27 protein-coding genes, 2 tRNA genes, 2 rRNA genes and 1 other annotated feature are annotated in these 25,044 nt (G+C 29.4%); of the genes, 25 read left to right on the top strand and 6 right to left on the bottom strand.

Annotated elements, in window-relative coordinates:
• The 4 genes from H8S10_RS03655 to H8S10_RS03640 all read left to right on the top strand — a co-directional run.
• Nucleotides 1-113, top strand: a 23S ribosomal RNA gene (locus tag H8S10_RS03655); the annotation flags it as partial.
• A 90-nt stretch (nucleotides 114-203) separates the two neighbouring features.
• Nucleotides 204-320: ribosomal RNA gene (gene rrf, locus H8S10_RS03650) — 5S ribosomal RNA — on the top strand.
• Between the two features lie 5 nt (nucleotides 321-325).
• Nucleotides 326-401 (top strand) — tRNA-Phe (locus H8S10_RS03645).
• A gap of 5 nt (nucleotides 402-406) precedes the next feature.
• Nucleotides 407-481: transfer RNA gene (locus tag H8S10_RS03640), tRNA-Cys, on the top strand.
• A gap of 148 nt (nucleotides 482-629) precedes the next feature.
• Here the strand turns inward: H8S10_RS03640 and H8S10_RS03635 are convergent.
• Entirely contained in the window at nucleotides 630-1,577 is a 948-nt protein-coding gene (locus tag H8S10_RS03635; protein ID WP_055266964.1) for a magnesium transporter CorA family protein, read from the bottom strand.
• A 227-nt stretch (nucleotides 1,578-1,804) separates the two neighbouring features.
• Here H8S10_RS03635 and H8S10_RS03630 point away from each other — a divergent pair, with 227 nt between their 5' ends.
• Nucleotides 1,805-2,308 (top strand): hypothetical protein, encoded by a 504-nt coding sequence (locus tag H8S10_RS03630; RefSeq protein WP_055266966.1) that lies wholly within the window; start codon nucleotides 1,805-1,807, stop codon nucleotides 2,306-2,308.
• 13 nt (nucleotides 2,309-2,321) lie between these two features.
• Here the strand turns inward: H8S10_RS03630 and H8S10_RS03625 are convergent, their stop codons facing one another.
• Complete coding sequence (locus tag H8S10_RS03625; RefSeq protein WP_186837942.1) at nucleotides 2,322-3,476, bottom strand: M20 family peptidase; 1,155 nt, start codon at nucleotides 3,474-3,476, stop codon at nucleotides 2,322-2,324.
• Between the two features lie 133 nt (nucleotides 3,477-3,609).
• Between H8S10_RS03625 and H8S10_RS03620 the strand changes: the two genes are divergently transcribed.
• From H8S10_RS03620 to H8S10_RS03590, 7 genes are all read left to right on the top strand, one after another.
• Nucleotides 3,610-3,801, top strand: coding sequence for a sigma factor G inhibitor Gin (locus H8S10_RS03620; protein WP_055266970.1), 192 nt, complete (start codon nucleotides 3,610-3,612; stop codon nucleotides 3,799-3,801).
• 44 nt (nucleotides 3,802-3,845) lie between these two features.
• A complete protein-coding gene (locus H8S10_RS03615) occupies nucleotides 3,846-4,523 on the top strand; it encodes a deoxynucleoside kinase (RefSeq protein WP_055266972.1) in 678 nt (225 codons plus the stop codon).
• A 141-nt stretch (nucleotides 4,524-4,664) separates the two neighbouring features.
• Nucleotides 4,665-4,994: a cyclic-di-AMP receptor gene (locus H8S10_RS03610; RefSeq protein WP_055266974.1), complete on the top strand. Its 330-nt coding sequence runs from the start codon at nucleotides 4,665-4,667 to the stop codon at nucleotides 4,992-4,994.
• A gap of 26 nt (nucleotides 4,995-5,020) precedes the next feature.
• Nucleotides 5,021-5,953 (top strand): DNA polymerase III subunit delta', encoded by a 933-nt coding sequence (locus tag H8S10_RS03605; protein WP_055266976.1) that lies wholly within the window; start codon nucleotides 5,021-5,023, stop codon nucleotides 5,951-5,953.
• Nucleotides 5,954-5,957: 4 nt separating this feature from the next.
• On the top strand, nucleotides 5,958-6,863 hold the full coding sequence (locus H8S10_RS03600; protein WP_055266979.1) for a stage 0 sporulation family protein: 906 nt from the start codon (nucleotides 5,958-5,960) through the stop codon (nucleotides 6,861-6,863).
• A 10-nt stretch (nucleotides 6,864-6,873) separates the two neighbouring features.
• The gene (locus H8S10_RS03595) at nucleotides 6,874-7,080 is read left to right on the top strand and encodes a hypothetical protein (RefSeq protein WP_055266981.1); all 207 of its coding nucleotides are present in this window, start codon (nucleotides 6,874-6,876) and stop codon (nucleotides 7,078-7,080) included.
• Between the two features lie 96 nt (nucleotides 7,081-7,176).
• Complete coding sequence (locus H8S10_RS03590) at nucleotides 7,177-7,347, top strand: 4Fe-4S binding protein (protein WP_032116987.1); 171 nt, start codon at nucleotides 7,177-7,179, stop codon at nucleotides 7,345-7,347.
• A gap of 36 nt (nucleotides 7,348-7,383) precedes the next feature.
• Here H8S10_RS03590 and H8S10_RS03585 read toward each other — a convergent pair whose 3' ends face one another.
• Nucleotides 7,384-8,013, bottom strand: a complete 630-nt coding sequence (locus H8S10_RS03585) for an MBL fold metallo-hydrolase (RefSeq protein WP_055266983.1) — start codon at nucleotides 8,011-8,013, stop codon at nucleotides 7,384-7,386.
• Between the two features lie 186 nt (nucleotides 8,014-8,199).
• Here H8S10_RS03585 and H8S10_RS03580 point away from each other — a divergent pair, with 186 nt between their 5' ends.
• The 3 genes from H8S10_RS03580 to H8S10_RS03570 all read left to right on the top strand — a co-directional run bounded on the left by H8S10_RS03580 (nucleotide 8,200) and on the right by H8S10_RS03570 (nucleotide 12,773).
• Nucleotides 8,200-8,655, top strand: coding sequence for a CtsR family transcriptional regulator (locus H8S10_RS03580; protein WP_055266987.1), 456 nt, complete (start codon nucleotides 8,200-8,202; stop codon nucleotides 8,653-8,655).
• A 76-nt stretch (nucleotides 8,656-8,731) separates the two neighbouring features.
• Entirely contained in the window at nucleotides 8,732-11,170 is a 2,439-nt protein-coding gene (locus tag H8S10_RS03575) for an ATP-dependent Clp protease ATP-binding subunit (protein ID WP_186837941.1), read from the top strand.
• A 136-nt stretch (nucleotides 11,171-11,306) separates the two neighbouring features.
• Nucleotides 11,307-12,773 carry an NADP-dependent glyceraldehyde-3-phosphate dehydrogenase gene (locus H8S10_RS03570; protein WP_186837940.1) on the top strand — a complete coding sequence of 489 codons (1,467 nt, stop codon included), beginning with the start codon at nucleotides 11,307-11,309 and terminating at the stop codon, nucleotides 12,771-12,773.
• 93 nt (nucleotides 12,774-12,866) lie between these two features.
• Here H8S10_RS03570 and H8S10_RS03565 read toward each other — a convergent pair whose 3' ends face one another.
• Together H8S10_RS03565 and H8S10_RS03560 are read right to left on the bottom strand one after the other, a co-directional pair.
• A complete protein-coding gene (locus H8S10_RS03565; RefSeq protein ID WP_055266995.1) occupies nucleotides 12,867-13,094 on the bottom strand; it encodes a glutaredoxin family protein in 228 nt (75 codons plus the stop codon).
• Between the two features lie 62 nt (nucleotides 13,095-13,156).
• Nucleotides 13,157-13,318 (bottom strand): hypothetical protein, encoded by a 162-nt coding sequence (locus H8S10_RS03560; protein WP_156334267.1) that lies wholly within the window; start codon nucleotides 13,316-13,318, stop codon nucleotides 13,157-13,159.
• A 125-nt stretch (nucleotides 13,319-13,443) separates the two neighbouring features.
• On the opposite strand from H8S10_RS03560, the gene H8S10_RS03555 reads away from it, so the two are divergent.
• The 4 genes from H8S10_RS03555 (at nucleotide 13,444) to disA (ending at nucleotide 17,540) form a co-directional block, all read left to right on the top strand.
• Nucleotides 13,444-14,166, top strand: coding sequence for a GntR family transcriptional regulator (locus H8S10_RS03555; RefSeq protein ID WP_186837939.1), 723 nt, complete (start codon nucleotides 13,444-13,446; stop codon nucleotides 14,164-14,166).
• The gene (gene nagB, locus H8S10_RS03550) at nucleotides 14,163-14,891 is read left to right on the top strand and encodes a glucosamine-6-phosphate deaminase (RefSeq protein WP_055267001.1); all 729 of its coding nucleotides are present in this window, start codon (nucleotides 14,163-14,165) and stop codon (nucleotides 14,889-14,891) included. Before H8S10_RS03555 ends, nagB begins: the two co-directional genes overlap by 4 nt.
• Nucleotides 14,892-15,038: 147 nt before the next feature.
• On the top strand, nucleotides 15,039-16,424 hold the full coding sequence (radA, locus tag H8S10_RS03545; RefSeq protein WP_055267004.1) for a DNA repair protein RadA: 1,386 nt from the start codon (nucleotides 15,039-15,041) through the stop codon (nucleotides 16,422-16,424).
• Nucleotides 16,425-16,475: 51 nt separating this feature from the next.
• Complete coding sequence (gene disA, locus H8S10_RS03540) at nucleotides 16,476-17,540, top strand: DNA integrity scanning diadenylate cyclase DisA (RefSeq protein ID WP_055267006.1); 1,065 nt, start codon at nucleotides 16,476-16,478, stop codon at nucleotides 17,538-17,540.
• A gap of 34 nt (nucleotides 17,541-17,574) precedes the next feature.
• On the opposite strand, the gene H8S10_RS03535 is transcribed toward disA, so the two are convergent.
• On the bottom strand, nucleotides 17,575-17,973 hold the full coding sequence (locus H8S10_RS03535) for a hypothetical protein (RefSeq protein ID WP_055267008.1): 399 nt from the start codon (nucleotides 17,971-17,973) through the stop codon (nucleotides 17,575-17,577).
• A gap of 282 nt (nucleotides 17,974-18,255) precedes the next feature.
• Here H8S10_RS03535 and H8S10_RS03530 point away from each other — a divergent pair, with 282 nt between their 5' ends.
• The 6 genes from H8S10_RS03530 (at nucleotide 18,256) to rlmB (ending at nucleotide 25,024) form a co-directional block, all read left to right on the top strand.
• On the top strand, nucleotides 18,256-19,347 hold the full coding sequence (locus H8S10_RS03530) for a PIN/TRAM domain-containing protein (RefSeq protein WP_186837938.1): 1,092 nt from the start codon (nucleotides 18,256-18,258) through the stop codon (nucleotides 19,345-19,347).
• Nucleotides 19,348-19,356: 9 nt separating this feature from the next.
• Nucleotides 19,357-20,025 carry a 2-C-methyl-D-erythritol 4-phosphate cytidylyltransferase gene (gene ispD / locus H8S10_RS03525; protein ID WP_055267013.1) on the top strand — a complete coding sequence of 223 codons (669 nt, stop codon included), beginning with the start codon at nucleotides 19,357-19,359 and terminating at the stop codon, nucleotides 20,023-20,025.
• A gap of 63 nt (nucleotides 20,026-20,088) precedes the next feature.
• Nucleotides 20,089-20,270, top strand: a binding site (T-box leader).
• A 108-nt stretch (nucleotides 20,271-20,378) separates the two neighbouring features.
• Nucleotides 20,379-22,088: a proline--tRNA ligase gene (locus H8S10_RS03520; protein ID WP_186837937.1), complete on the top strand. Its 1,710-nt coding sequence runs from the start codon at nucleotides 20,379-20,381 to the stop codon at nucleotides 22,086-22,088.
• A gap of 74 nt (nucleotides 22,089-22,162) precedes the next feature.
• A complete protein-coding gene (cysS, locus tag H8S10_RS03515; RefSeq protein WP_055267019.1) occupies nucleotides 22,163-23,563 on the top strand; it encodes a cysteine--tRNA ligase in 1,401 nt (466 codons plus the stop codon).
• A gap of 149 nt (nucleotides 23,564-23,712) precedes the next feature.
• Entirely contained in the window at nucleotides 23,713-24,135 is a 423-nt protein-coding gene (locus H8S10_RS03510) for a ribonuclease III domain-containing protein (RefSeq protein ID WP_055267021.1), read from the top strand.
• 13 nt (nucleotides 24,136-24,148) lie between these two features.
• Nucleotides 24,149-25,024: a 23S rRNA (guanosine(2251)-2'-O)-methyltransferase RlmB gene (gene rlmB / locus H8S10_RS03505; protein WP_186837936.1), complete on the top strand. Its 876-nt coding sequence runs from the start codon at nucleotides 24,149-24,151 to the stop codon at nucleotides 25,022-25,024.
• The last annotated feature ends 20 nt before the right edge of the window (nucleotides 25,025-25,044 follow it).

Here is a 25,044-nt window from a genome sequence, read left to right as displayed (position 1 = left end):
CCCATAGCATAAGCTAGTAAGACCCCTTGAAGAACACAAGGTTGATAGGTCAGAGGTGTAAGTGCGGTAACGTATTTAGCTGACTGATACTAATAGGTCGAGGGCTTGACCAATAAAAATATAAAATTCATGTGCAATTTTCAGAGAACAAAATTCTTTGAAATAAGATTCTAACTAAATCGAAGATTTAGAGAATCATAGTATCAGGTGATGATGGCGTAGAGGAAACACTCCTTCCCATTCCGAACAGGAAAGTTAAGCTCTACAGCGCCAATGGTACTGCACGGGAGACTGTGTGGGAGAGTAGGACGTTGCCTGGTAATGTGGCTCGATAGCTCAGTCGGTAGAGCAGAGGACTGAAAATCCTCGTGTCCCTGGTTCGATTCCTGGTCGAGCCACCAGGTACGGCGCCATAGCCAAGTGGTAAGGCAGAGGTCTGCAAAACCTTTATTCATCAGTTCAAATCTGATTGGCGCCTCCAAAAAACCTACAAGCAATGCTTGTAGGTTTTTATTTTTTCATTTAAAGTAAATTTATATTAATTAAAAATATACACAAAAAAACAATATATCCACAGGTGAAATTATTTTGCCTGTGGATATATTTTATATTAGTGGATAACTATAAAATTAACTAAACATATCTTTCTTATATAAAAGTATTGCAACAAATCCTGTTAATAAGAGTGTAAATATCATTATTATATTAAATGCATTAGGATCATCAGGGCTAAATGGAAGTAAAACATTCATTCCAAATATACCACCAATAATAGTTGGAATAGCCATTAATATTGTAACTGATGCTAACACCTTCATAACAATATTAAGATTGTTTGAAATTACTGAAGCAAAGAAGTCCATTGTACTAGCAAGTATATTACTATATATATCAGTCATTTCAATAGCTTGTTTATTCTCAATAATAACATCTTCTAATACATCTTGATCTTCAGGATATTTTTGCATTATTTCTAGTTTAAGCATTTTTTCCAAAGTAATTTCATTTGCCTTAAGAGATGTAGAAAAATAAACAAGGGATTTTTCTAATGAATGAAGTTGTATAAGCTCTCTGTTTTTCATAGACTTATGCAATCTTTTTTCAATCATTAAACTTTTTTTATCAATCTGTCTTAAATATATTAAATAATATGTAGAAACTCTACTTAATATTTGAAGAATAAATCTAGATTTTTTGAATGAGAAGAAAGATTTAACTTTATTGTTTATAAAATCAGTTAATATTCTACTATTTTTTAAGCAGACAGTTACTATTTGTTTTTCAGAATGAATAATTGCTAATGGATATGTATCATATGTAAGAGAATTATCTTCCATTTCCGTAAAAGGAATATCTACTATTACTAGGAGATAATCATCTTCAAAATCAATACGAGAAGTTTCTTCATCATCTAAAGGTGCTCTCAAAAAATTTAAAGGAACTCCTGTCTTTTTTGAAACTAATATAATCTCTTCTTCTGTAGGTGCTACCATGTTAATCCAACAACCAGGTTCAATATTATTTAAAGCTTTTAAATGAGGATTTGTTTCGCTTAAGCTTTTGTATATTTTAATCATAGATACCTCCAATTAAGTGAGTAATATTATTATATTTATCAGTATATCACAATAAAATTAGTAATAGATTTAAAACCTTAGATTAATGAAGATTTATTAAAGATTTATTAATTATTTTCATATAATCTATGAATAAGGCGAAATTTCCGAATGGAATTATACTATAATAATTAGTATAATCATAGCATTGTCAAAATTATTATATTTTATGGGGGATATATATTGTCATGCATAGAGAAGTTGTACACGGAAGGAAAATTCCTGCTATAATGATTTCATTATTAGCTATAACTATTGCTTTATATGCCGTTGAAATTGCTGAAATAGTGATAGGAAAAACTTTTCAAGTTTATAGAGTAATAGAGGTTCTGCTATTAATAATGATAGTATTTGTATTATTTAAGGAATTTAGACGCTGTAGTTTATCTTATAAATACTCAATAATTGCAGATAAGTTAATAATAAATAAATTAAATTGTAAAGGTGATAACATTTTAGAAAGCATAAGAATGCAGGATATTGTTTTCATAGGGAAAAAGGTTGAGATACCTAAAAAGCTATCAAAAATTAAATCTCATGGAAACTATTTGAGCAGCATAACTACTTCTAGAAAATGTTACTGTGTGTACAAGAGAAATGGACAACTTTTAAAGTTTTCATTTGAGCCAAGTGAAAGATTATTAAAAAGAGTATATGATAAAGTTAATATATTACAAGGTGAAGCTAATTAAATAGCTTCACCTTTTATTTTTTTTTTAAAAATTCATCTTTGATTTCATTAAGTAAAGTATTATTTGTTATTAAGTCTACAGCAGTAGCTGCTAATGATAAGGATGCTTTCATAGATTGCTCAAAGGCAAATGGTGATATTGTAGTTTCTGCAAATTCTTTGGTACCATATCTAATACTATTATCTTCAATTACCTTTATATAAGGATGTATACAAGGAACAGTTTTACTAACTATACCAATGCTTAATCCAGAGCGTACATCCCTTGGCGGACCTATATCAATTATTCCGTTTTCTTTAAGGTTATGGCTGAATAATCTATTTAAAGTTCTATTAGTGATTAACTCTTCATTAGGACATTCATATAGTGAAAAAGAGTATTGAACTCGAATAAGCTTTGAAACATAAATAGCTATTTCTCTTAATTTATTTTCTGCTATTCTAGCCATATCCATCTCTTTTGCTCTTATATAAAATTGGGCTTCACTTTCTATTGGAAGTAATAATGGAGTAAAACCACCTTGAGATAATATAGAGTTAACTTCAACATCTTTAGGAAATCCTTTTAATATAGAATTTAAAATATTGAAGGTCAATAATATGCCATCTAATGAAGTATAGGTATCATTATTTAAAAAGCTTAAACCACTATTACCTAAGAATTTAATCTTTAGAGGGACTATAGCAGCAGAAGTACCACTTTCATTAGTTGTTACATCGGGATGAGCTGCTAATACAATATCTATATCATCAAAAACACCTTGCTTTACCATAATAGATTTTGTACCACCACGATACTCTCCAGGACAACCAATTACTACAGCAGTTCCACCTATTTTATCAATTACTTTTGAAAGTGCTAGAGAAGCACCTAAAGAAGTTGTGGTTAATAAGTTATGACCAGTTAAATGACCTTCTCCAGGAACAGCATCATATTCGCATAAAAAGCAAATTTTGGGGTATGTATTTCCTTTAGAGGCATAAAAAGATGTCTCTAAATCGAGAAAATTCCTTTTTACATCAAAGCCATGAGATTCTAATAGATTGCATATAGAGTCACAAGCAAAAAATTCTTTATAACTATCTTCGGGATTAGCATATAAGTCTCTATTTAGTGTACGTAATTCATCATAACATGTAGATAAATAGGAAATCATTTCTTGATTCATTTAGTGATTCCTCCAGTTTAAAGTTTTAATATTATTTTTTCCATAAAGTATTTATTTTATAGCTTTTTATATTAAAGTATAAAAATATTAATTCTTGTCCAAAATTTTAAATATGAGACAAGGAGGGGTTATAATGATTAATAATAAGGAAATAATCTTAAAAAAGAAAAGACATTGTAAAATTTGTGGGAAGGCTCGTTATGATGGTATAATGATTATAAAAAGTTTCATATGTGAAGATTGCGTAAATAGTATTACTAATGAGGAATTTGATGATAAGCAATATGAGGATATGAAAAATAGAATAAAAGATATATTATTTTAAAAGTTAAGGAAAATACCTTACATACTTGAAAGGCGGGCTTATTTATGAGTAAAGGTAAATTAATTATTATAGAGTCAGGTTCAGATGCTAGTGGAAAAGCAACTCAATCTAAAAAATTATATGAAAGACTTATTAATGAAGGATATAATTGTATGAAAATAACTTTCCCAGATTACGATAGCGAGTCTTCAGCATTAGTAAAGATGTATTTAAGAGGTGAGTTTGGAAGCAATCCTAATGATGTTAGTCCATACGTTGCATCAACTTTTTATGCTGCTGATAGATACGCATCATTTAAAACTAAATGGGAAAAGTTCTATAATGAAGGTGGGATAATTATATCCGATAGATATACTACATCAAATATGGTACATCAAGCAGCAAAAATGGATGAAGAAGAAAAAGAGAAATTCTTGAATTGGTTAAGTGACTTAGAGTTTAACTTATATGCAATACCGAAGCCAGACCAAGTTATTTTCTTAGATGTAGATCCTATGGTAAGTCAAGAATTAATGAAAAATAGATTAAATAAGATAACTGGTGAGGAAGAAAAGGATATTCATGAAAGCAATGAGGAATATTTAATAAAATCATATAATAACTCACTTAAAATTGCTGAAAAATATAATTGGAATAAAGTTAAATGCACTGAAGGTAAGTTATTAAGAACTATTGATGATATTCATGAAGAGATATATAAAAAGGTTATAGAAGTAATTTAAAAGGATATAAAACATTTATTAATTGAACTATTGTAAAATTATAGATATATTTTATGTAAAACTAACATAAAAAATATTAAAACATTTAAATAGTATGATAAAATAATATAAAAGGGAAATTTATTGAGTGGAGGTAATTTTATGAAGTTAGTAATCGCAATAGTACAAGATGATGATGCTTTAGATCTAATTGAAGAACTTAATGATAAAGGTTTTAGAGTTACAAAGTTAGCAACTACAGGCGGATTTTTAAAGTCTGGGAACACAACATTAATGATTGGAGTAGAAAAGGATAAGGTTAATGATGTAGTTAAAGTTGTTGAAGATGTTTGTAAAATGAGAAAAGAAATAATACCAACACCAACTACTATGTCTAACGGAACTGGTATGTATATGCCATATCCTATGGAAGTTGAAGTAGGAGGAGCTACGATCTTTGTATTAGATGTAGATCAATTTATTAAAGTATAGAATATAGATGAAAAAGAGGCGTGAGTATGAGAAAGTTTATTGGGTATAGAGACTTAGTTATGAATTTCAACAAGCGATGTTCAAATGGAACTCTTTCTCATGCCCACCTTATTTGTGGTGAGGATGGAATTGGAAAGAGCGTTCTAGCGCTAAATTTAGCTAAATTAATACTTAAAGGTGATTTAGATAGGGAATATGTAGATATTATAAATTATAAGACTGAAAAGGCTTCCTTCGGAGTAGATGATGTAAGAGCTATTATAGAAGAAGTTCAAAAGAAACCTTTTGAGGGAGATAAGAAAGTAGTTATTATTCATGAAGGTAATAAGCTTACTGTTCAAGCTCAAAATGCATTATTAAAAACAATAGAGGAACCACCTTTAGGAGTGTACATAATAATACTATGTGAGAGTTTAGAGTTAGTTTTAGATACTATTAAATCTAGATGTGAAATATTTAAATTGACACCATTATCAAAAGAAGAGTTATATGAGTATGCTGAAATAAAAGGTTATGATAAAAATGAACCTGAAACAAAGGCAGCAATAGCATTTAGTTCTGGAATTCCAGGAAGAATAGATAGATATATTAATGATGATAAGCTTAAAGAATTAAGATGTAAAATTGTAGAATTATTAATTAAAATAACAAAGAATGATCCTGAAGCTCTATTAGAAGAAGAAGAAGTTTTAAATTCTTATAAGGGAGATAAAGAAGAAGTTCTAAGTATAATGGGTGATTTTATAAGAGACATAATGATTCATAAGGAAATCGAAAATGAAAGCTTAATTATAAATAGTGATAAAATTGATCAGATTAAAGAGCTTACTAGGGAAATGTCTTTTAGGAAGTTAAATAACTTAATGAGTAGTATTGAAGAAGCTAGAAGAAACATTAAAAATAATGTTAATTGGGCAGTAACTATAAGAGTTATGCTTATTAGCTTTTTGGAGGTTTAAAAATATGATAAAAGTTGTAGGAGTGAGATTTAAAAAGGCTGGAAAGATATATTATTTTGATCCAACTGATTTAAAAATAGAAAAAGGTAATTATGTAGTAGTAGAAACTGCTAGAGGAATAGAATTTGGTGAATGTGTAATTGGAATAAAAGAAGTAAGAGAGGAGGATATAGTAGCACCTCTTAAAAGTGTTATAAGAATAGCATCACAAGAAGATATAGATAAGCATTTTGATAACAAAGCTAAAGAAGAAGCCGCATTTAATATATGCTTTAACAAAATTCAAGAACATAAATTAACAATGAAGCTTATTGATGTTGAATATACATTTGATAATAATAAAGTAATATTTTACTTTACAGCAGATGGTAGAGTAGACTTTAGAGAATTAGTAAAAGATTTAGCTACTATATTCAAAACACGTATTGAGTTAAGACAAATCGGAGTTAGAGACGAAGCTAAGATGTTAGGTGGATTAGGTCCATGTGGAAGACCTATGTGTTGTTCTTCGTTTTTAGGAGATTTTGCATCTGTTTCTATAAAAATGGCAAAAGAACAAAACTTATCACTTAATCCAACTAAGATATCAGGTATATGTGGACGTCTTATGTGCTGCTTAAATTATGAGCAAAGTACGTATGAAGATATTAGAAAGAGAATGCCTCAGGTTGGATCAATAGTTAAAACTGAGGAAGGTACAGGAGAAGTTATAAGTAATAATACTGTTAAGGAAACAGTAAGAGTAAAATACAAAAAAGCTGGCGAAGAAATAGTAAATGACTTTAATATAGACAATATCGAATTAATTGAAGGAAACTATGAAGACTCAATAGATGATTCAGATATTCGATTAGAGATAGATTCAGAAGAGGATAAAAAGTTTATTAAGGCGTTAATTAAAGATAACTAAGGAGGATATTATGAAAATTTCAATAAAGATTAATAATTTAAATAAATCTACTGATGTAACTACTATTAGGAATATACTTACAAATGAAGAAGGTATAGTTGCATGTGAGATAAGCAAGGCTAAAAAAGAAGTTCAAATAGTATATGATAATTTAACTATATCATCAGAGGATATTATAAATCTTATTGAAATGGCAGGGTACATGATAGAATCTTAGAAGTGAACTTTATATCACATAATAAAAACACTTTGAAAAAAATATTGACTATGATACAATATATATGAAATTTAATAAGTGAGGGGGTTTTTTTTAATGGCATACGTAATAGAAGATTCATGCGTAAACTGTGGAGCTTGTGCTGCTGAATGTCCAGTTAACGCTATCAGCCAAGGAGATACTCAATTTGTTATAGATGCAGATACTTGTATCGATTGCGGAAACTGTGCAAATGTTTGTCCAGTTGGAGCACCAGTAGCTGAATAGTTACTATAAAGAGTCACCTAAGTAGGTGGCTCTTTTTTAATGCTTTAAAAGTACTGTTAATGGAGTATTGTTAGGTAAATCATTAATATTAATTTCAGAGGAGTTTACATTATAAATATTTTTAGATTTAGATATAAAATCTAAAGGACCATCAAAATAAAAGTCATACTTATTACATTTATAGCACATAGGGATAATATATTTAGGAGTAAGTAGTTCAGATAGCTTATAACTTTCATTACCATTTAAACAAAGATTCCAACCAATAGGCAAGAATAAAATATCTACATTTTTTAGTATATTTATAATTTCTTCATTAAGAAAATGTCCTAAATATCCAAGATGGCATATTCTTAATTTATCTACTTCATAAAGATATATATAGTTTTTACCACGTTTTAATCCTGATACATTATCACTGTAGGATAAATATCCTTTAATTTTAATGCTATTTTCACAATATACTTCATCTCTAGTGATTATTTTAGCACCATACTTACTCAAATCAAAATTACTTATTTTATGAAAATCTTTGCTAAAGGTTATTATATCAAAAGTAGTATCAAAATCTAAAAGTTCTAATGGAGTAAATGGATCTATGAGAATTTTTTTGGATAAAGATGTTTTTATTAAAAATGAACTATTTCCTAACCATTTAATCTGCATTTATTATCACATCCTAGAATCTTGTTAAATATCTATATTTTAAGAGTATTGACTAAATAAAATCTAAATATTACAGAATTTAAATGAATTTTTTATATAAGGGAAAACTTTAAACATAGACACTAAAAAAATATTTGTATATAATTAAAGTCAAAGAAAGTCAAAGATGTTTAGGAAGGTGTTTTTATGGCAAGAATATCAGATGGTATAGCCGAATTTTTAAATAATATGATTGAGGAAAAAACCAGTAAGGAAATAATAATCCAGAGAAATGATTTAGCAGATAAATTTAATTGTGCTCCATCACAGATTAACTATGTATTGACTACTAGATTTAGTCACGAAAAAGGATATATTATCGAAAGCAGAAGAGGTGGTGGAGGCTATATAGTAATCAAGAAAATATCAAATGATAATAATGAAAAGATTGCTATGATGCTTAATGAAGCTATTGGTAAAAGTATAACTTACCAAGGTGCATTATCTTTAATTAATTATTTATTAGAGTTGAATCTAGTAACTGAAAGAGAATGTGATCTTATTAAAATGTCTGTAAATGATAGAATTTTAACATCTGTAGAAGATAAAAATAAGGTTAGAGCAGATATTTTAAGGGGTATGATAGCAGTTATTTTATCATAATAATTAATATAAATTTAAAATTAATGGTTAATTAATTTTATATAAACTATAACCTAGGGTATGGAGGTGTAAGAAAATGATATTTGGGAGGTTTACAGAAAGGGCACAAATAGTTTTAATAGAAGCACAGCAAGAATCTCAAAAGTTTAAGCATGGATATATAGGAACTGAACATGTACTTTTAGGGATATTAAAAGAAAATGGATACGCTAGTCAATTATTAACTACTAAAGGATTGACTATAGATAAAGTTAGAGGGCTTACAGAAGAGTATTTAGGATTTGGAGATGAAGAGATATTATCAGGAGATATACTATTAACGCCTAGAACAAAGAGATTATTTGATGATAGTTTAGAAGTGGCAAGAAAATACGGACAAAATTTTATTACACCAGAACATATTCTATTATCATTGATTAACGATGGAGAAGGTGTAGCTTATGCTATTCTTACAAGTTGTAAGGCTGATATCAATTCAATGAAAGATGATTTAGAAAAATACATTATGGGAAGCGAATTAAAAGAAGTAAAAAAGACAGCTTCAAAAGAAAAGAAAAACAATAAAACTCCTATGTTAGATCAATTTAGTAGAGATTTAACTCAATTAGCAAAAGATCAAAAATTAGATCCTGTAGTAGGAAGAGATGCTGAAACACAAAGAGTGTTAGAGATTCTATGTAGGAGAGTTAAAAATAATCCATGTTTAATTGGTGAACCAGGAGTTGGAAAAACAGCTGTAATAGAAGGATTAGCTCAAAGAATTGTACTAGGAGATATTCCAGAAAGTCTAAAAGATAAAAGAATTTTAACGTTAGATATTACTGCTATGGTTGCTGGTGCAAAATATAGAGGTGAATTTGAAGATAGATTAAAGAAAATTATGGCCGAGTTACGACAAGAAGAGGACATTATTGTATTTATAGATGAGATACACACTATAGTAGGAGCTGGAGGAGCAGAAGGAGCTATAGATGCGTCTAATATTTTAAAGCCTGCATTAGCAAGAGGAGAAATAAAATGTATTGGTGCAACTACAATAGATGAATATAGAAAGCATATAGAAAAAGATGCAGCTTTAGAAAGAAGATTTCAACCAGTAAATATTGAGGAACCATCACCAGAGGATACATTAAAGATATTATTTGGACTTAGGGATAAATATGAGTCACATCATAAAGTTAAAATAACTGATGAAGCTTTAAAAATGGCAGTTAGCTTAGGTGAAAGATATATAAATGATAGATATATGCCAGATAAGGCTATAGATTTGATTGATGAAGCTGCAGCAAAGGTAAGAATATCTAAACTAACGTTACCACCTGAAATAAAAGAAAAAGAGGTGGCTATAGAAAAGGCTATAAATGAAAAAGAAGATGCTATAAAAAATCAAGATTTTGAAAAGGCAGCTAATTTAAGAGATAAAGAAAAACGATTGAGAGATGAGTTCTATGAGATTCAGAATAGATGGAATACAAAGAATTGTTCAGAAGTTTATCTTGTAGATGAAGAAGATATTGCTAAGGTTGTATCAACCTGGACTAAGGTTCCTATATCAAGACTTACAGAAAAAGAATCAGATAGACTTTTGCATTTAGAGGATATATTAAAAAGTAAAGTTATTGGTCAAGATGAAGCTATAAGTGCTATATCTAGAGCTGTAAAAAGAGCTAGAATAGGGCTTAAAGATCCTAATAGACCTATAGGAACATTTATATTCTGTGGGCCAACAGGTGTTGGAAAAACTGAGTTATCAAAAGCATTAGCTGAAGCTATGTTTGGTAATATGAATAATCTTATAAGATTAGATATGTCTGAATACATGGAAAAGCATTCAGTTTCACGACTTATAGGATCTCCTCCAGGATATATAGGGTATGACGAAGGCGGGCAATTATCAGAAGCTGTTAGAAGAAAACCATATTCTGTAGTGTTATTAGATGAAATAGAAAAGGCTCATCCAGATATATTTAATATTTTACTTCAAATTATGGAAGATGGAAGATTAACAGATAGTAAAGGTAAGATGATTAGCTTCAAGAATACTATAATTATAATGACATCTAATGTAGGAGCTGAAAATATTAAAAAGCAAAAACAGGTCGGTTTTGCTTCAAATAAAGATACTGGTAAAGCAGAATATGAAAAGATGAAAGAAGTAATAGAAGGTGCATTGAAAAAAGCCTTTAGACCAGAATTTTTAAATAGATTAGATGAAATAATAATATTTAATCAATTAAATGAAGATAGTATATTAAAAATTGTAGATATAATGATAAACGAGACAATGGGAAGGTTAAAAGAAAAGAACATATTTATTGATTATGATAAAGATTTAAGTAAATTTATTGCTGAAAAAAATAAGGAAAAAGATTTTGGTGCACGACCTTTAAGAAGAATAATTACTCGAGAAATTGAAGATAAATTGAGTGATGAAATAATTAAAGGTGATATAGTTGATGGAGATAAACTTCTTATTCAATGTAATGAGCAAGGTATAGAGTTTGCACATAAATAAATACTAATCTATATAGTATTTTTATGAGTAGTTATAACTAAATATAATTATGGATAAGTTTATCTTATGTTAAATAATAAAAGTGAAATAGGTGGGAGAAAATAAATAATAAATTAATAGGGAGGAGAATAATCATATGTTTAGTAATTTAATCGGACAAGAGAGAAAGTTTAGAAATTTAATTAATGGGAAATGGTGTGATAGCAAAAGTGGCAGCTTTATAGAGATTAAATCGCCAACAGACGGCAAAGTAGTTGGAAAGATACCAGCAATGACAAAGGAAGAGGTAAATGATGTAGTTATGATAGCACAAAAAGCACATAACAAGTGGAAAGATGTACCTATAAATGAAAAATCAAAAATTCTTTATAAAGTTGCAGACATATTACAAGAGAGAATAGATGAGTTATCTGATATTCTTATAAGAGAGATTGCTAAAGATAGAAAAAGCGCTGAGTCCGAAATTAACAGAACTGCTGATTACATAAGATTTACTGCTGATACAGCTAAAAATATGTTTGGAGAAACTATAGTAAGTGATAGCTTTCCTGGATTTGATAAAAATAAAATATCTGTTGTTACTAGAGAGTCAATGGGAGTAGTTCTTGCAATTTCTCCGTTTAATTATCCTATAAATTTATCAGCTTCTAAAATAGCACCAGCATTAATAGCTGGGAATACCGTAGTATTAAAACCTGCTACACAAGGTAGTCTTTGTGGATTATATTTAGCAAAAGTTTTTGATGAAGCTGGAGTTCCAGCTGGTGTTCTAAATACTGTAACAGGAAGAGGAAGTGAAATAGGAGATTATATAGTAACTCATCCAGAGATAGATTTTATTAACTTTACAGGAAGTACTGAAGTTGGAATGAGAATAGCAAGTATAACAAGTATGGTTCCATTGTTAATGGAATTAGGTGGGAAAGATGCAGCAATTGTATTAGATGATGCAGACCTTGATTTAGCAGCAGCTAATATAGTAGCTGGAGCATATTCTTATTCAGGACAACGTTGTACTGCTGTTAAGAGAATATTAGTAGTTGATAAAGTTGCAGATGAATTGGCAGATAAGATTAAAAGAAAGGTATTAGAGCTTAAGGTAGGAAATCCGACAGATGAAGGAGTAACTATAACTCCATTAATTGATGATAAAGCAGCTGATTTTGTGTGGGAACTTATAGAGGATGCTAGAGAAAAAGGAGCACATTTGTTAGCTGGTGGAAAGAGAGAAAATAATATTATATATCCAACTTTATTCGATTATGTTACTGAGGACATGAGATTAGCATGGGAAGAGCCATTTGGACCAGTTTTGCCGATTATTAGAGTAAAAGATAAAGAGGAAGCCATATTAATAGCCAATAAATCTGAATATGGGTTGCAGGCATCAGTATTTACTAAAAATATAGATGAAGCTTTTTATATAGCAGATAAGTTAGAAGTAGGAACTGTTCAAATTAATAATAAACCAGAAAGAGGCCCAGATCATTTTCCGTTTTCAGGTGTAAAAGCATCAGGAATAGGTACTCAAGGAATTAGATATTCTATAGAAGCAATGTCAAGAAGAAAGGGAGTTATAATTAATTTAAATAATCGTAATTAATGAAAGTTAAAATAAATAAATAAATAAAGCCAGCTTATGCTGGCTTTAAAACTTATAGTTTTTATGTTTTAAACTTGTAATTGTCAATTGAAATTAAGCATTAAGTGCAGTATCAATTGCAGGCTTATCAAAACCTATTATGATAGTTCCATTTACATCTAAAACAGGAACTCCCATTTGTTTAGATTTTTTTATCATTTCTTCTCTAGCAACCATATCCTCTTGAACATTTAATTCTTCAAACTCGATTCCTTTTGATTTTAAATAGCTCTTAGCTTTATCACACCAAGGACAAGTATTAGTTGAATAAACTTTAACCATAAAGTACCTCCTAAAATAGTAATCTTAATACTAATATATCATATAATATATATTATAAATAGTTATTTAATCATATTACTATTATCTAAGTTAGAATTTATAACCATATTTTCTAAAGAGGAATCTGTAAAATTATCAAGATAATCATTACTCATATCTTTTGGTCTATAATCAGTTAGTATATTTTTACCGTTTATATTATCATAATAAGATTTTGAAAACATAATAACATCTCCTAAACTTTTTATAATTAGTATTAGTAAGTTTAATAAAAATATACAAAGATTTTTTATAACTGGTATAGACATCTATAATTCTGAACGTTATAATATGATTAGGAGGCGATACTATGATTGATAAGAATAGTCCTATACCGGTATACTTCCAATTAAAAAATGACTTAGTTAAAAAAATTGCACAAGGTCTTTGGAAAACTGGTGAATGTATAGCCAGCGAAAGAGAATTATGTGAAATCTATGGCGTAAGCAGAATGACTATAAGACAAGCTATAGGGGAATTAGTTCAAGAAGGAGTTTTAACTAGATTAAAAGGTAAAGGTACTTTTGTATGTGAGCAAACTGTAAAACAACAAGATATGATGAGTTTTACAGAGATGATAAAGCAAACTGGTAGAGAGTTGAGAACAGAAGTTATTAACTTCGATATTATAGATACACCAGATGATATGCAAGATACTTTTATGCTAGATAAGGTTTATAAAATTGAACGAAGAAGAATAGTTGATAATGAATGTATAGCAGTAGAGACTGTATTTATACCTGTAGATTATTGTGGCCATATTAATAATGAGATGTTAAAAGGATCATTATATAAAATTTTAGAGCATTTTGGATATTCAATAAGTAATTCTACTTCATCTATAGTAGCTGTTGATATAACAGATGAAATAAAAGAAAAGTTTGATACTAAAGAGAATTTTCCAGTGCTTAAGATAATAGGAAAAACTTTTGCTAATAAAAATAAAGTATTATTTATTGAAGAGGCATTATATAGATCAGATAAGTTTACATTACAAGTGAATATTTCACGTAGAGAGGGAGAGATTATATGAAATTAATAGTTACTAAAAATTATGAAGAATTAAGTAAAGTTGCAGCAGACGAATTTGCTAAAGTTATAATAGAGAAACCAGAAGCAGTTTTAGGACTAGCTACTGGAGGATCACCAGTGGGAATGTATAAAGAGTTAATAGCTAAGTGTAAAAATAATGAATTAGATTTTTCTAAATGTACTTCAATAAACTTAGACGAATATATTGGATTAAATCCAGAGCATGAGCAAAGCTACAGAAATTTCATGAATACTAATTTATTCAATCACATAAATATTGATAAAGCTAAGACTTTTGTACCAAATGGATTAGCAGAAAATTTAGAAGAAGAATGTAAGAATTATGATAAGAAAATTGAGGAACTTGGCGGAATAGATGTTCAATTATTAGGTATTGGAAACAATGGACATATTGCATTTAACGAACCAGGAGAAGAATTATCAGCAGGAACTCATATAATTTCATTAACAGAAAGCACTATAGAAGCAAATGCTAGATTCTTTGATTCAATTGATGAAGTTCCAAGAAAAGCATTAACTATGGGACTAGGCGGAATTATGAAAGCTAAAAAAATAATCTTAATAGCGTCAGGTGAAGGAAAAGCAGAAGCTATTAAAGGATTATTCTCAGGAAAGATTACAACTGATAATCCAGCTACAATGCTACAAATGCATAGAGATGTAGTTGTTATAATTGATGAAGCGGCAGCAAAATTAATAAAATAATTATCATTTATAAAAAATCATCGTTAATATTTTTAACGATGATTTTTTGTATTTTGTATATTTTTTTATTTTAATTATGATATATTAGAAAGAGTGAAATAAGTTAAGAATACTAATATATAAGTACAACAGAAGTGGTGAATCGGTATGGCGAAAATAAAAACAGTTTATATCTGTAGGGATTGTGGGTATGAAACACCAAAATGGTTAGGAAAATGTCCAGATTGCAATAATTGGAATACTTTTGAGGAAGAGGTAGTTCAGGCTAAAAGTACGAGTAAAACAGTAACAGCAACAAGAACTCCTAAAAAGGTAGCCAAGAAACTTACAGAGGTAACTTCTAGCAAAAGTGATAGAATAGTTACAGGAATTAATGAATTTGATAGAGTTATGGGTGGTGGAATAGTAAAAGATTCTATTACCATAATTACGGCTAGACCTGGTGCGGGAAAGTCAACGTTACTTTTACAAGTGGCAGATTGTATAGCTAAGAAAGGGCATAAAGTTATATATGCATCAGGAGAAGAAAGTGATAGCCAAATAAAAAATAGAGCAGATAGAATATTAGAGAAAATTAATGATAATATATGGGTTCTTCAAGAAACTAATTTAGATAATGTTGTTGATTCTATAGAAGAGATAGATCCAGACTTAATTATTATAGATAGTATACAGACCTTTACTATGGAAGGCTATCTACCTGCAAGAGCAGGTTCTCCGACTCAGACTATGGAGTGTGCTAATGAATTATTAAGGGTTGCTAAAAATGATAAAAGACAGAGAGCGGTTATAATTGTTGGACAAATGACAAAAGCAGATGAACTTGCTGGTCTTAGAGCTTTAGAACATTTAGTAGATACTGTATTAATAATAGAAGCTGATAGTGATGAAGAACTAAGAGGACTAGTAAGTTCCAAAAATAGATTTGGAAGTACGGGAGAAACAGGATTTTTCCAAATGACTGAAAAAGGTATGATGTCTATAGATAATCCATCAGAATTTTTTATGACTAAAAGAGATGAAGGAGAATTAGTATCAGGAAGTACGTTAACGGTTATAAAGGAAGGATCAAGAGCTATAATAACAGAAATAGAAAGCTTAGTATCTAAGACTTTTACTCCTTATCCAACTAGAATAGGGGAGACTTTAGGTAAAGATAAGTTAAATACTTTAATTTCTATTCTTGAGCAAAGAGGTGGAATAAATCTTTACGATAAAAATGTAATAATTAAGACCACAGGAGGTATGAGAATTAGAGAGCAGGGTATTAATTTAGCCGTAATAATGAGTATTGTATCTTCGGTTAAGCAAAAAGGGATAGAGGGAAATATTGCTTTTATCGCAGATGTAGGATTAACTGGAGAACTTAAAAAAGTACCTTCTTTAGAAGGTAGAGTGAAAGAGCTTGCAAGAATGGGATTTAAGAGGGTGTATGTAGCAAAAGATTCTTTTGCTAAGGGTACTGTATTTAAAGGTATAGAAGTTATAGCATTAAAAACTTTAAATGATGTAATATTCCATGTCTATAGATAATAAATAATAGAGATTCGCAATAATAATAGAATTAATAATTAGGTGATTATAATGAGAATAAAGGAAGATAATGAAATAAAAAATATACTTAAATTAGTCAGTCCAGGAACAAGTTTAAGAGAGGGATTAGATAACATACTAAGAGCTAAAACTGGTGGATTAATAATAATTGGTGACGGTGAAAATGTAATGAAGCTAGTAGATGGTGGATTTAATATTAATTCAGAATATACACCAGCATATGTATACGAACTAGCAAAGATGGATGGAGCTATTGTTATAAGTGGAGATTTAAAAAAGATAGTTTCTGCGAACGCTCAACTTATACCAGATTCAACAATAGCTACTTTCGAAACAGGAACTAGACATAGAACAGCTCAAAGAATAGCAAGACAAACTGGAACCCTTGTCATAGCAATCTCACAAAGAAGAAACATAATTACAATATATAAAGGTGACCTAAAATACATACTTAAGGATAGTAGTGTTATTTTAGCAAATGCTAACCAAGCAATACAGACTTTAGAAAAGTATGTTAATGTATTAGAGAAAGTTATTAATAACTTAAATATTCTTGAATTTCAAGATTTAACTACAGTATTTGATGTAACTACAGCTATACAAAGAACTGAAATGGTAATGAGAATAGTTGAGGAAATTAAAAAGCATATAGTTGAATTAGGTAATGAAGGTAGACTAATTTCTATGCAGCTTAATGAATTAATAAAAAATATTGAAAGAGATGGAATACTTTTAATTAAAGATTATTGTAATGATGAAGCTGACGCTGATGAAATTTATAAGGAAATTCAAAAGCTAAATTCTGAAGAGCTATTAGACTTAGATAATCTGTCTAAATTATTGGGATATGCTGGAGTGTCGTTAGTGGATACTTTAATATCTCCAAAGGGATATAGAATTCTTTCTAAGATTCCTAGAATACCAACGAGTATTATTGAAAATCTTATTAAGCATTTTGATAGCCTTAAAAATGTTATTAAAGCATCAAAAGAAGATCTTGATATGGTTGAGGGGATAGGAGAAGCTAGAGCTACTGCAATAAGAAATGGATTGAAAAGAATTAAAGAACAAATATATTTAAAAAAAGAATTATAAAAAAATATGGCAGTAAATTTACTGCCATATTTTTTTATCTAAAATTAAATTTTCCTAAAGTATTAATTTTATTATCTTCTTTTATAAGTACATCATATAAACTTATATTTAGTGCATTACACAAGGAAGTAAGATAAAACATATTATTACCCATTTCACGCTCAATTACATCACGACAAGTTTCACAAAGTTCGCCATCTAAATGATTATTTAAAGAATTATAAAAATCTTCAAGGCTATCTTGGTCTTGAGGAGAAGATTGTTTATCTGCATTTATTTTAATACAACCACAATTTGTAACAGCCTTAGCAACAGCTCTATTTACTCTAGCACTAGATTCAGAATATTTTGTTAAAATATCTAAAATGCTTTTATGTCTTAGTAATGAATCATCCACATCATTTTGGAAATTATCGAATATAACGTCCTTCATCTCGCCTCAACTCCTTAGAATAATAATGCTTGTAAATTAATTATAGTTTTTTTCTGTTAATTCTGTCAATATATCCATCAGCTGAAGGATTAATATTATAATAATAAATGTAAATGTTTTTTAATAGGGGGTAAAGAAAAATATATTTGATATGTAATTAGATAATTATTCCTAAAATTGATAAATACTATGTTATAATTAATATTGGTTATATATGTATCTATAAGATAAATATAAGGGTATAATAGAAAGTGTAACATTTATGACAAAGGAGGTTAAAAGGTGTTAAAGAAGTTATTTAGAATAATAATTACTACTATAGGATTTATACTAGGGTATGTAGTAGGAGATGGATTATTAAACGTATTTAGTGATTTAGAGGTGAAATTATTACAAAGTCCAATAAGTAAGATAGTATTTTTATTTTTTGTTATTTTAGTGTTCGGTATTATATTATATTTTATATCACCTATTATCTACAAAGGACTTAATAAAATAATAGACACAGTAGAAAAAAGTGTACAAAAGGTGAGTGCAAGTGAATTGGTATACGGAACTGTTGGAACTATAGTAGCCTTACTTATAGCTTCGCTAATTGGGATTCCGGTGGTAGGTATACATCCAGTAGCTGGACCAATATTACTTGTTTTGATTGAACTAGTAGCGGTAATAATTGGTGTAAAAATATTTGTTGAGAAAAAAGATGATATAAATAGTATGATTGGAAACATGAAGAAAAGTTCTTCAAAAGAGAAAAAACATAAAAATAATGCTAAGAATATATCTAATGTATTAGATACATCTGTAATTATTGATGGTAGAATCTTTGATATATGTAAGACTGGATTTATTTCAGGAACTTTAATTATACCAAGCTTTGTATTAGATGAATTAAGACATATTTCAGATTCCTCAGATTCATTAAAGAGAAATAGAGGTAGAAGAGGTTTAGATATACTAAATAAAATTCAAAAGGAACTTGAAATTGAAACAGAAATATGGGAAGGGGATTTCCCAGAAATAGCTGAAGTAGACTCAAAGCTATTAAAATTAGCTCAAACATTAAATGGAAAAGTAATTACTAATGATTATAATTTAAATAAAGTTGCTGAAGTCCAAGGTGTTCCTGTGTTAAATATTAATGAATTAGCTAATGCAGTTAAACCAGTAGTTCTTCCAGGAGAAGAAATGAAGGTTGTTGTGAATAAAGAGGGAAAAGAATCATCACAAGGAGTAGCTTACTTAGATGATGGAACTATGATAGTAGTTGAAGGTGGAAAGAAATTTATTGGAGAGCAATTAGATGTAATAGTAACTTCTGTATTACAAACAGCAGCAGGAAGAATGATTTTTGCAAAACAAAAGGAGAATTAAAATTAACTTATGACTAGTGTTATTATATTAGCAGGTGGAAAAGGAAAAAGAATGGGAAGTAAAGTTAGTAAGCAGTTTATCGAAATAAAAGGTAAACCAATTTTATACTATACTTTAAAAAAGTTTATAGATAATAAAAATATAGATCAAATAGTGCTAGTTTTACCTAAAGATGAAATAGAATATTGTAAAAAAGAAGTTTTAGAGAAATATTCATTGAAGGTTGATAAAATAGTTGAAGGTGGAGCTGAAAGACAGGATTCTGTGTATAATGCTCTTAAAAGTATGAATGATACAGATATAGTTCTTATTCATGATGGAGCAAGACCGATAATTTCTGATAATTTAATAGATGAGGGAATTAGATGTGCTAAGAAATATGGAGCAGCAGCACCAGGAGTTATGCCGAAAGATACGATAAAAGTAAAGAATAAAGAAAACTTTTCTATAGATACTCCTGATAGAAGTACTTTAGTAGCTATTCAAACACCACAAGTATTTAACTACGATAATATATTAAAGTGCCATGAAAAAGTTAAGGAAAATGGAGATGTAGTTACAGATGATACTATGGTATCCGAAAAATACGGATATAAGGTGTATTTATATGACGGAGAGTATACGAATATAAAAATAACTACTCCAGATGATATAATTTTAGCTGAAAGGCTTGTATAAGCTAATAATAGCTAATATTGACATAAGTTTTTTGGAACTATATAATAAATTATAAATATTAAATTTAAAGCAGTGAAGAAGAATAGTAGAAATCGCCTTTTTCAGAGAGAGAATCCGTGGCTGTAAGATTCTCAACTAGATTTTGAACCAGCTTCGGAGTTATAGGTAAAAACTATCGGTCTAATACCGTTATCATTATTAAGAGCACAAATTTAGGTGGTACCGCGATACAAGTCGCCCTAATTATATAATTAGGGACGGCTTTTTTTAATTGTAGAACAATATGCTAATTTTATAGTTATTTTAAATTATGAATAGCGATGATAAATATAAACAAATTGGAGGAACTAATTATGAAAATGTCAAATATGTTAGTATCAACATTAAGAGAAGTGCCAGCAGAAGCAGAAATTGATAGCCATAAGCTAATGCTTAGAGCTGGAATGATTAGAAAAATGGCTGCTGGTGTATATAACTATATGCCAATTGGTTTAAAGGTATTAAAGAATGTAGAAGATATAGTAAGAGAAGAAATGAATGCTGCAGGAGCTCAAGAATTTTTAGCATCAGCTCTTTTACCTGCTGAATTATGGCAAGAATCAGGAAGATGGGGAGTTTATGGAGCTGAATTATTCAGATTAAAAGATAGAGGAAATAGAGAGTTTTGTTTAGGACCTACTCACGAAGAAGTATTTACTGATATAGCTAGAAATGAAATAAAATCTTATAAGCAATTACCAGTTAATCTTTATCAAATTCAAACTAAATATAGAGATGAGAGAAGACCAAGATTCGGAGTTATGAGATCAAGAGAATTCATAATGAAAGATGCTTATAGCTTTGATAAAGACCAAGCAGGATTAGATGCTTCATATGATAAGATGCACGATGCTTACGTAAAAATATTCAATAGATGTGGAATAGATGCTAAGTGCGTTGCTGCTGATTCAGGAGCTATCGGTGGATCAAATTCAGCAGAATTTATGGTTAAATCAGAAGTTGGTGAAGATGATGTAGTATTCTGTACTTGTTGTGATTATGCAGCTAATATAGAAAAGGCTCCATCAACACCAGAGGTTGCAGAAGCTGAAGAATTAAAAGAAATGATTAAGACTGAAACTCCAAACATTAGAACAATAGAAGAGTTAGTTAAATTCTTTAATACTACTGAAAAGAAATTTGCTAAAACTTTAATCTTTAATGCTGATGGCAAGATAGTTGCAGTTATGGTTAGAGGAGATAGAGAAGTTAATGAAGTTAAAGTATCAAATGCTTTAGGTGGAATTGTAGATTTAAATATGGCTACAGCAGAAGAAGTTTTTGCAGCTACTAATGCTGGAGTAGGATTTGCAGGACCAGTAGGTATAAAGGTAGATACTTTATTAGTTGACGAGGAAGTTTCAAAGATGTTTAACTTTGTAGTTGGAGCAAATGAAACAGGATATCACTTAGAAAATGTTAACTATGGAAGAGACTTTGAAGGAACAGTTGGTGATTTCAGAAATATAACTATAGGAGAAAAGTGTCCAGAGTGTGGAGGAGAAGTTACTATTGCAAGAGGGACAGAAGTAGGTCATATCTTCAAGTTAGGAACTAAGTACTCTGAAGCAATGAATGCAACATTTATAGATGAAAATGGTAAAAATGTACCATTTGTAATGGGATGCTATGGAATAGGTGTTACTAGAACAATGGCTTCTATAATAGAACAACATCATGATGAAAATGGTATTATATGGCCACTTTCAGTTGCACCATATCATGTATCAGTAATTCCTGTAAATATTAAAGATGAAGTTCAAATGGAAATAGCAAATAAGTTATATAATGAATTAAGAGCTATGGGTGTAGATGCTATATTAGACGATAGAAATGAAAGACCTGGAGTTAAGTTTAAAGATTCAGAACTTATAGGAATTCCAATGAGAGTTACTGTTGGTAAAAAGATATCTGATGGAGAAGTTGAATTCAAATTAAGAGATGGGGAAATGGAAGTAATAAAAATTGATTCTGTTTTAGATGTTGTTAAATCTCAATTTGATAAACAAGGAGTAAGATTATAAGATAATAAAGCTTGATTCACTTAGTGGTGAATAAGTAAGTTTATAAAAAATTCAATTAAGGAGGTTTGAAGAGAATGAAAGTTTTTAATAGCTTAACTAGAAAAAAAGAAGAGTTTGTACCGTTAGAGCCAGGAAAGGTTAAGATGTATGTTTGTGGTCCTACAGTATATAACTTCTTTCATATAGGGAATGGTAGAACATTTATCGTTTTTGATACTATAAGAAGATATTTTGAGTATAGAGGATACGAAGTTAATTATGTTCAAAATTTCACTGATATAGATGATAAAATGATAAATAGAGCAAATGAAGAAGGAACTACAGTAAAAGAAATCGGAGATAAGTATATCTGTGAATATTATAAAGATGCAGATGGACTAAATATTAAGAGAGCTACTGTAAATCCAAGAGCTACTGAATATATAACAGATATTGTTGAATTTGTTAAGGGATTAGTTGATAAAGGATATGCTTATGCTGTTGATGGAGATGTATATTTTAGAACTAAGAAATTTGAAGCTTACGGACAATTAATAGGTCAAAACTTAGATGATTTACAAGCTGGTGCAAGAATAAATGTAGATGAGAGAAAAGAAGATCCAATGGATTTTGCTATTTGGAAGGCACGAAAACCAGGTGAGCCTGCATGGGAAAGTCCATGGGGACTTGGAAGACCAGGATGGCATATTGAATGTTCTTGTATGGCAAAGAAATTATTAGGCGATACTATAGATATACATGCAGGTGGTATGGATTTAACGTTCCCACACCATGAAAATGAAATAGCACAAAGCGAAGCCTTAACAGGAAAGAAATTTGCAAACTATTGGTTACATGCAGCATTCTTAAATGTTAATAATCAAAAAATGTCTAAATCATTAAATAACTTCTTAACAGCAAGAGATGCTTTAAAAGAATATGATGCAGATGTTATAAGATTTTTAATGCTTTCAGGTCACTACAGAATTCAATTAAACTTTAGCACTGAATTATTAGATTCAGCTAAAGCTTCAGTTGAAAGATTATATAATGCTATAGGAAACTTAGAAAGCTTAATTGATGAAGTTAAGTTAGAATCTATGACTGATGAAGAAAAGAAATATCTTGATAGCTTAGATTCTTATAGACAAAGATATATCGAAAAAATGGATGATGACTTTAACACAGCCGATGCAATTTCAGTTCTATTTGATTTAGCACGAGATGTAAATACAAATGTAACTATTAATTCGTCAAAAGAACTTTGTGAAAAAGCTTTAGAATTAATAAGAGAATTAGGTATGCCTTTAGGAATATTACAAAAAACAACTAAAGTAAGCTTAGAAGAAGAAGTTGAAGCTTTAATTCAAGCAAGACAGGATGCAAGAAAAAATAGAGATTTTGCATTAGCTGATAAGATAAGAGATGATCTTAAAGCTAGAGGAATAATTTTAGAAGATACTCCTCAAGGAGTTAGATGGAAAAAGGCTGACTAAGATTTAATTAATAATGGTAGAGTAATTAGAGTTAAGAGTTAATAATGAAGAGTTAAGAGTAAAAGAAAAGTAAGTTTTAGCCTTAACTTTTAACTCTTAACTTTTAAATTTTAATAGAAAATTACCATTGTTATAGATAGAGGTGAAAAATGTTACAAGATTATAGAGAAAAAGAATTTACACCTAAAGATGCTAGATTATTAAATCCACTTCAACTAGCTTTAATAGGAGATGCTGTTTATGAACTTTTTATTAGAAATTATATATTAGCTAATAACGTAGAATTAACAGCACATAAAATTCATGTAAAAGCTATTGGATATGTTAAAGCAAAAAGTCAATCTACTATTATGCACTTATTAGAAGAAGAATTGACTGAAGAAGAGAGTTATATCTTTAAAAGAGGAAGAAACACAAAATCTGCAACAGTTCCGAAAAATGCAGATGTAAGAGATTATAGAATGGCAACTGGTTTTGAAGCACTTATTGGCTATTTACATTTAATAGGTAATTATGAAAGATTAAATTACATAATGAATAAAGCCGTGACTACAGAACTTAATAAGAAATAAAGGAGAGTCTATTATGGCTAAAAGAGAAAACCCAAGAAGAAGAGAAAGAGAATTTAATAAATTTCAAGAGAAGCAAGCTAGAGCAGAAAGAAGAAGAGATTATTCAGATAACTACTCAAAGAGAAATAATGAAGCAATGCATGAAGAAATAAGAGAAGATTTAGTTTTAGGAAGAAATGCAGTTATAGAAGCTTTAAAAAGTGATACAACAATAGAATACTTATGTGTAAGTAAAGGTGACTTGGAAGGGTCAATAAAAGTAGTACTTAGTTTAGCAAAAGATAAAAATGTTGTAATAAAAGAAGTAGATAGAAGAAAATTAAATGAAATGTGTGGAGGAGCAAATCACCAAGGTGTTATAGCTAAGGTTACTCCATTTAAATATTCTGAAGTGACAGATATTATTAATCGTGCTAAGAGAAAAGGTGAAGATCCTTTCATAGTAATATTAGATGAAATAGAAGATCCTCATAATTTAGGATCAATAATAAGAACAGCAGAATTATGTGGGGTACATGGAATAATTATTCCAAAAAGAAGAAATGTTGGAGTAACTCCTACAGTGTATAAGTGTTCAGCAGGTGCTATTGAGCATATGAGAATAGCTAAAGTTACCAATATAAATGCGACGATTGACCAATTAAAGGAAGAAGGCATATGGATATATGGAGCAGATATAGATGGTAAAGATTTTAGCTATAATACAAACTTTTCTGGGCCATGTGCATTAGTTATAGGTAGTGAAGGTAGAGGAATTTCTAAACTTACACTAAAGAAATGTGATGTATTAGTTAAAATCCCTATGATTGGAAAAATTAACTCTTTAAATGCTTCAGTAGCAGGTGGTATAATGATGTACGAAGTATTAAAAGGAAGATTAACAAAATAATTGTTATATAAAGGTGTTCA

The organism is Clostridium sp. NSJ-49 (assembly GCF_014287725.1).
Lineage (GTDB): Bacteria > Bacillota > Clostridia > Clostridiales > Clostridiaceae > Clostridium > Clostridium disporicum_B.
The sequence above is the reverse complement of the archived record's forward strand: the minus strand, read 5'-3'. Positions and strand labels throughout refer to the sequence as shown.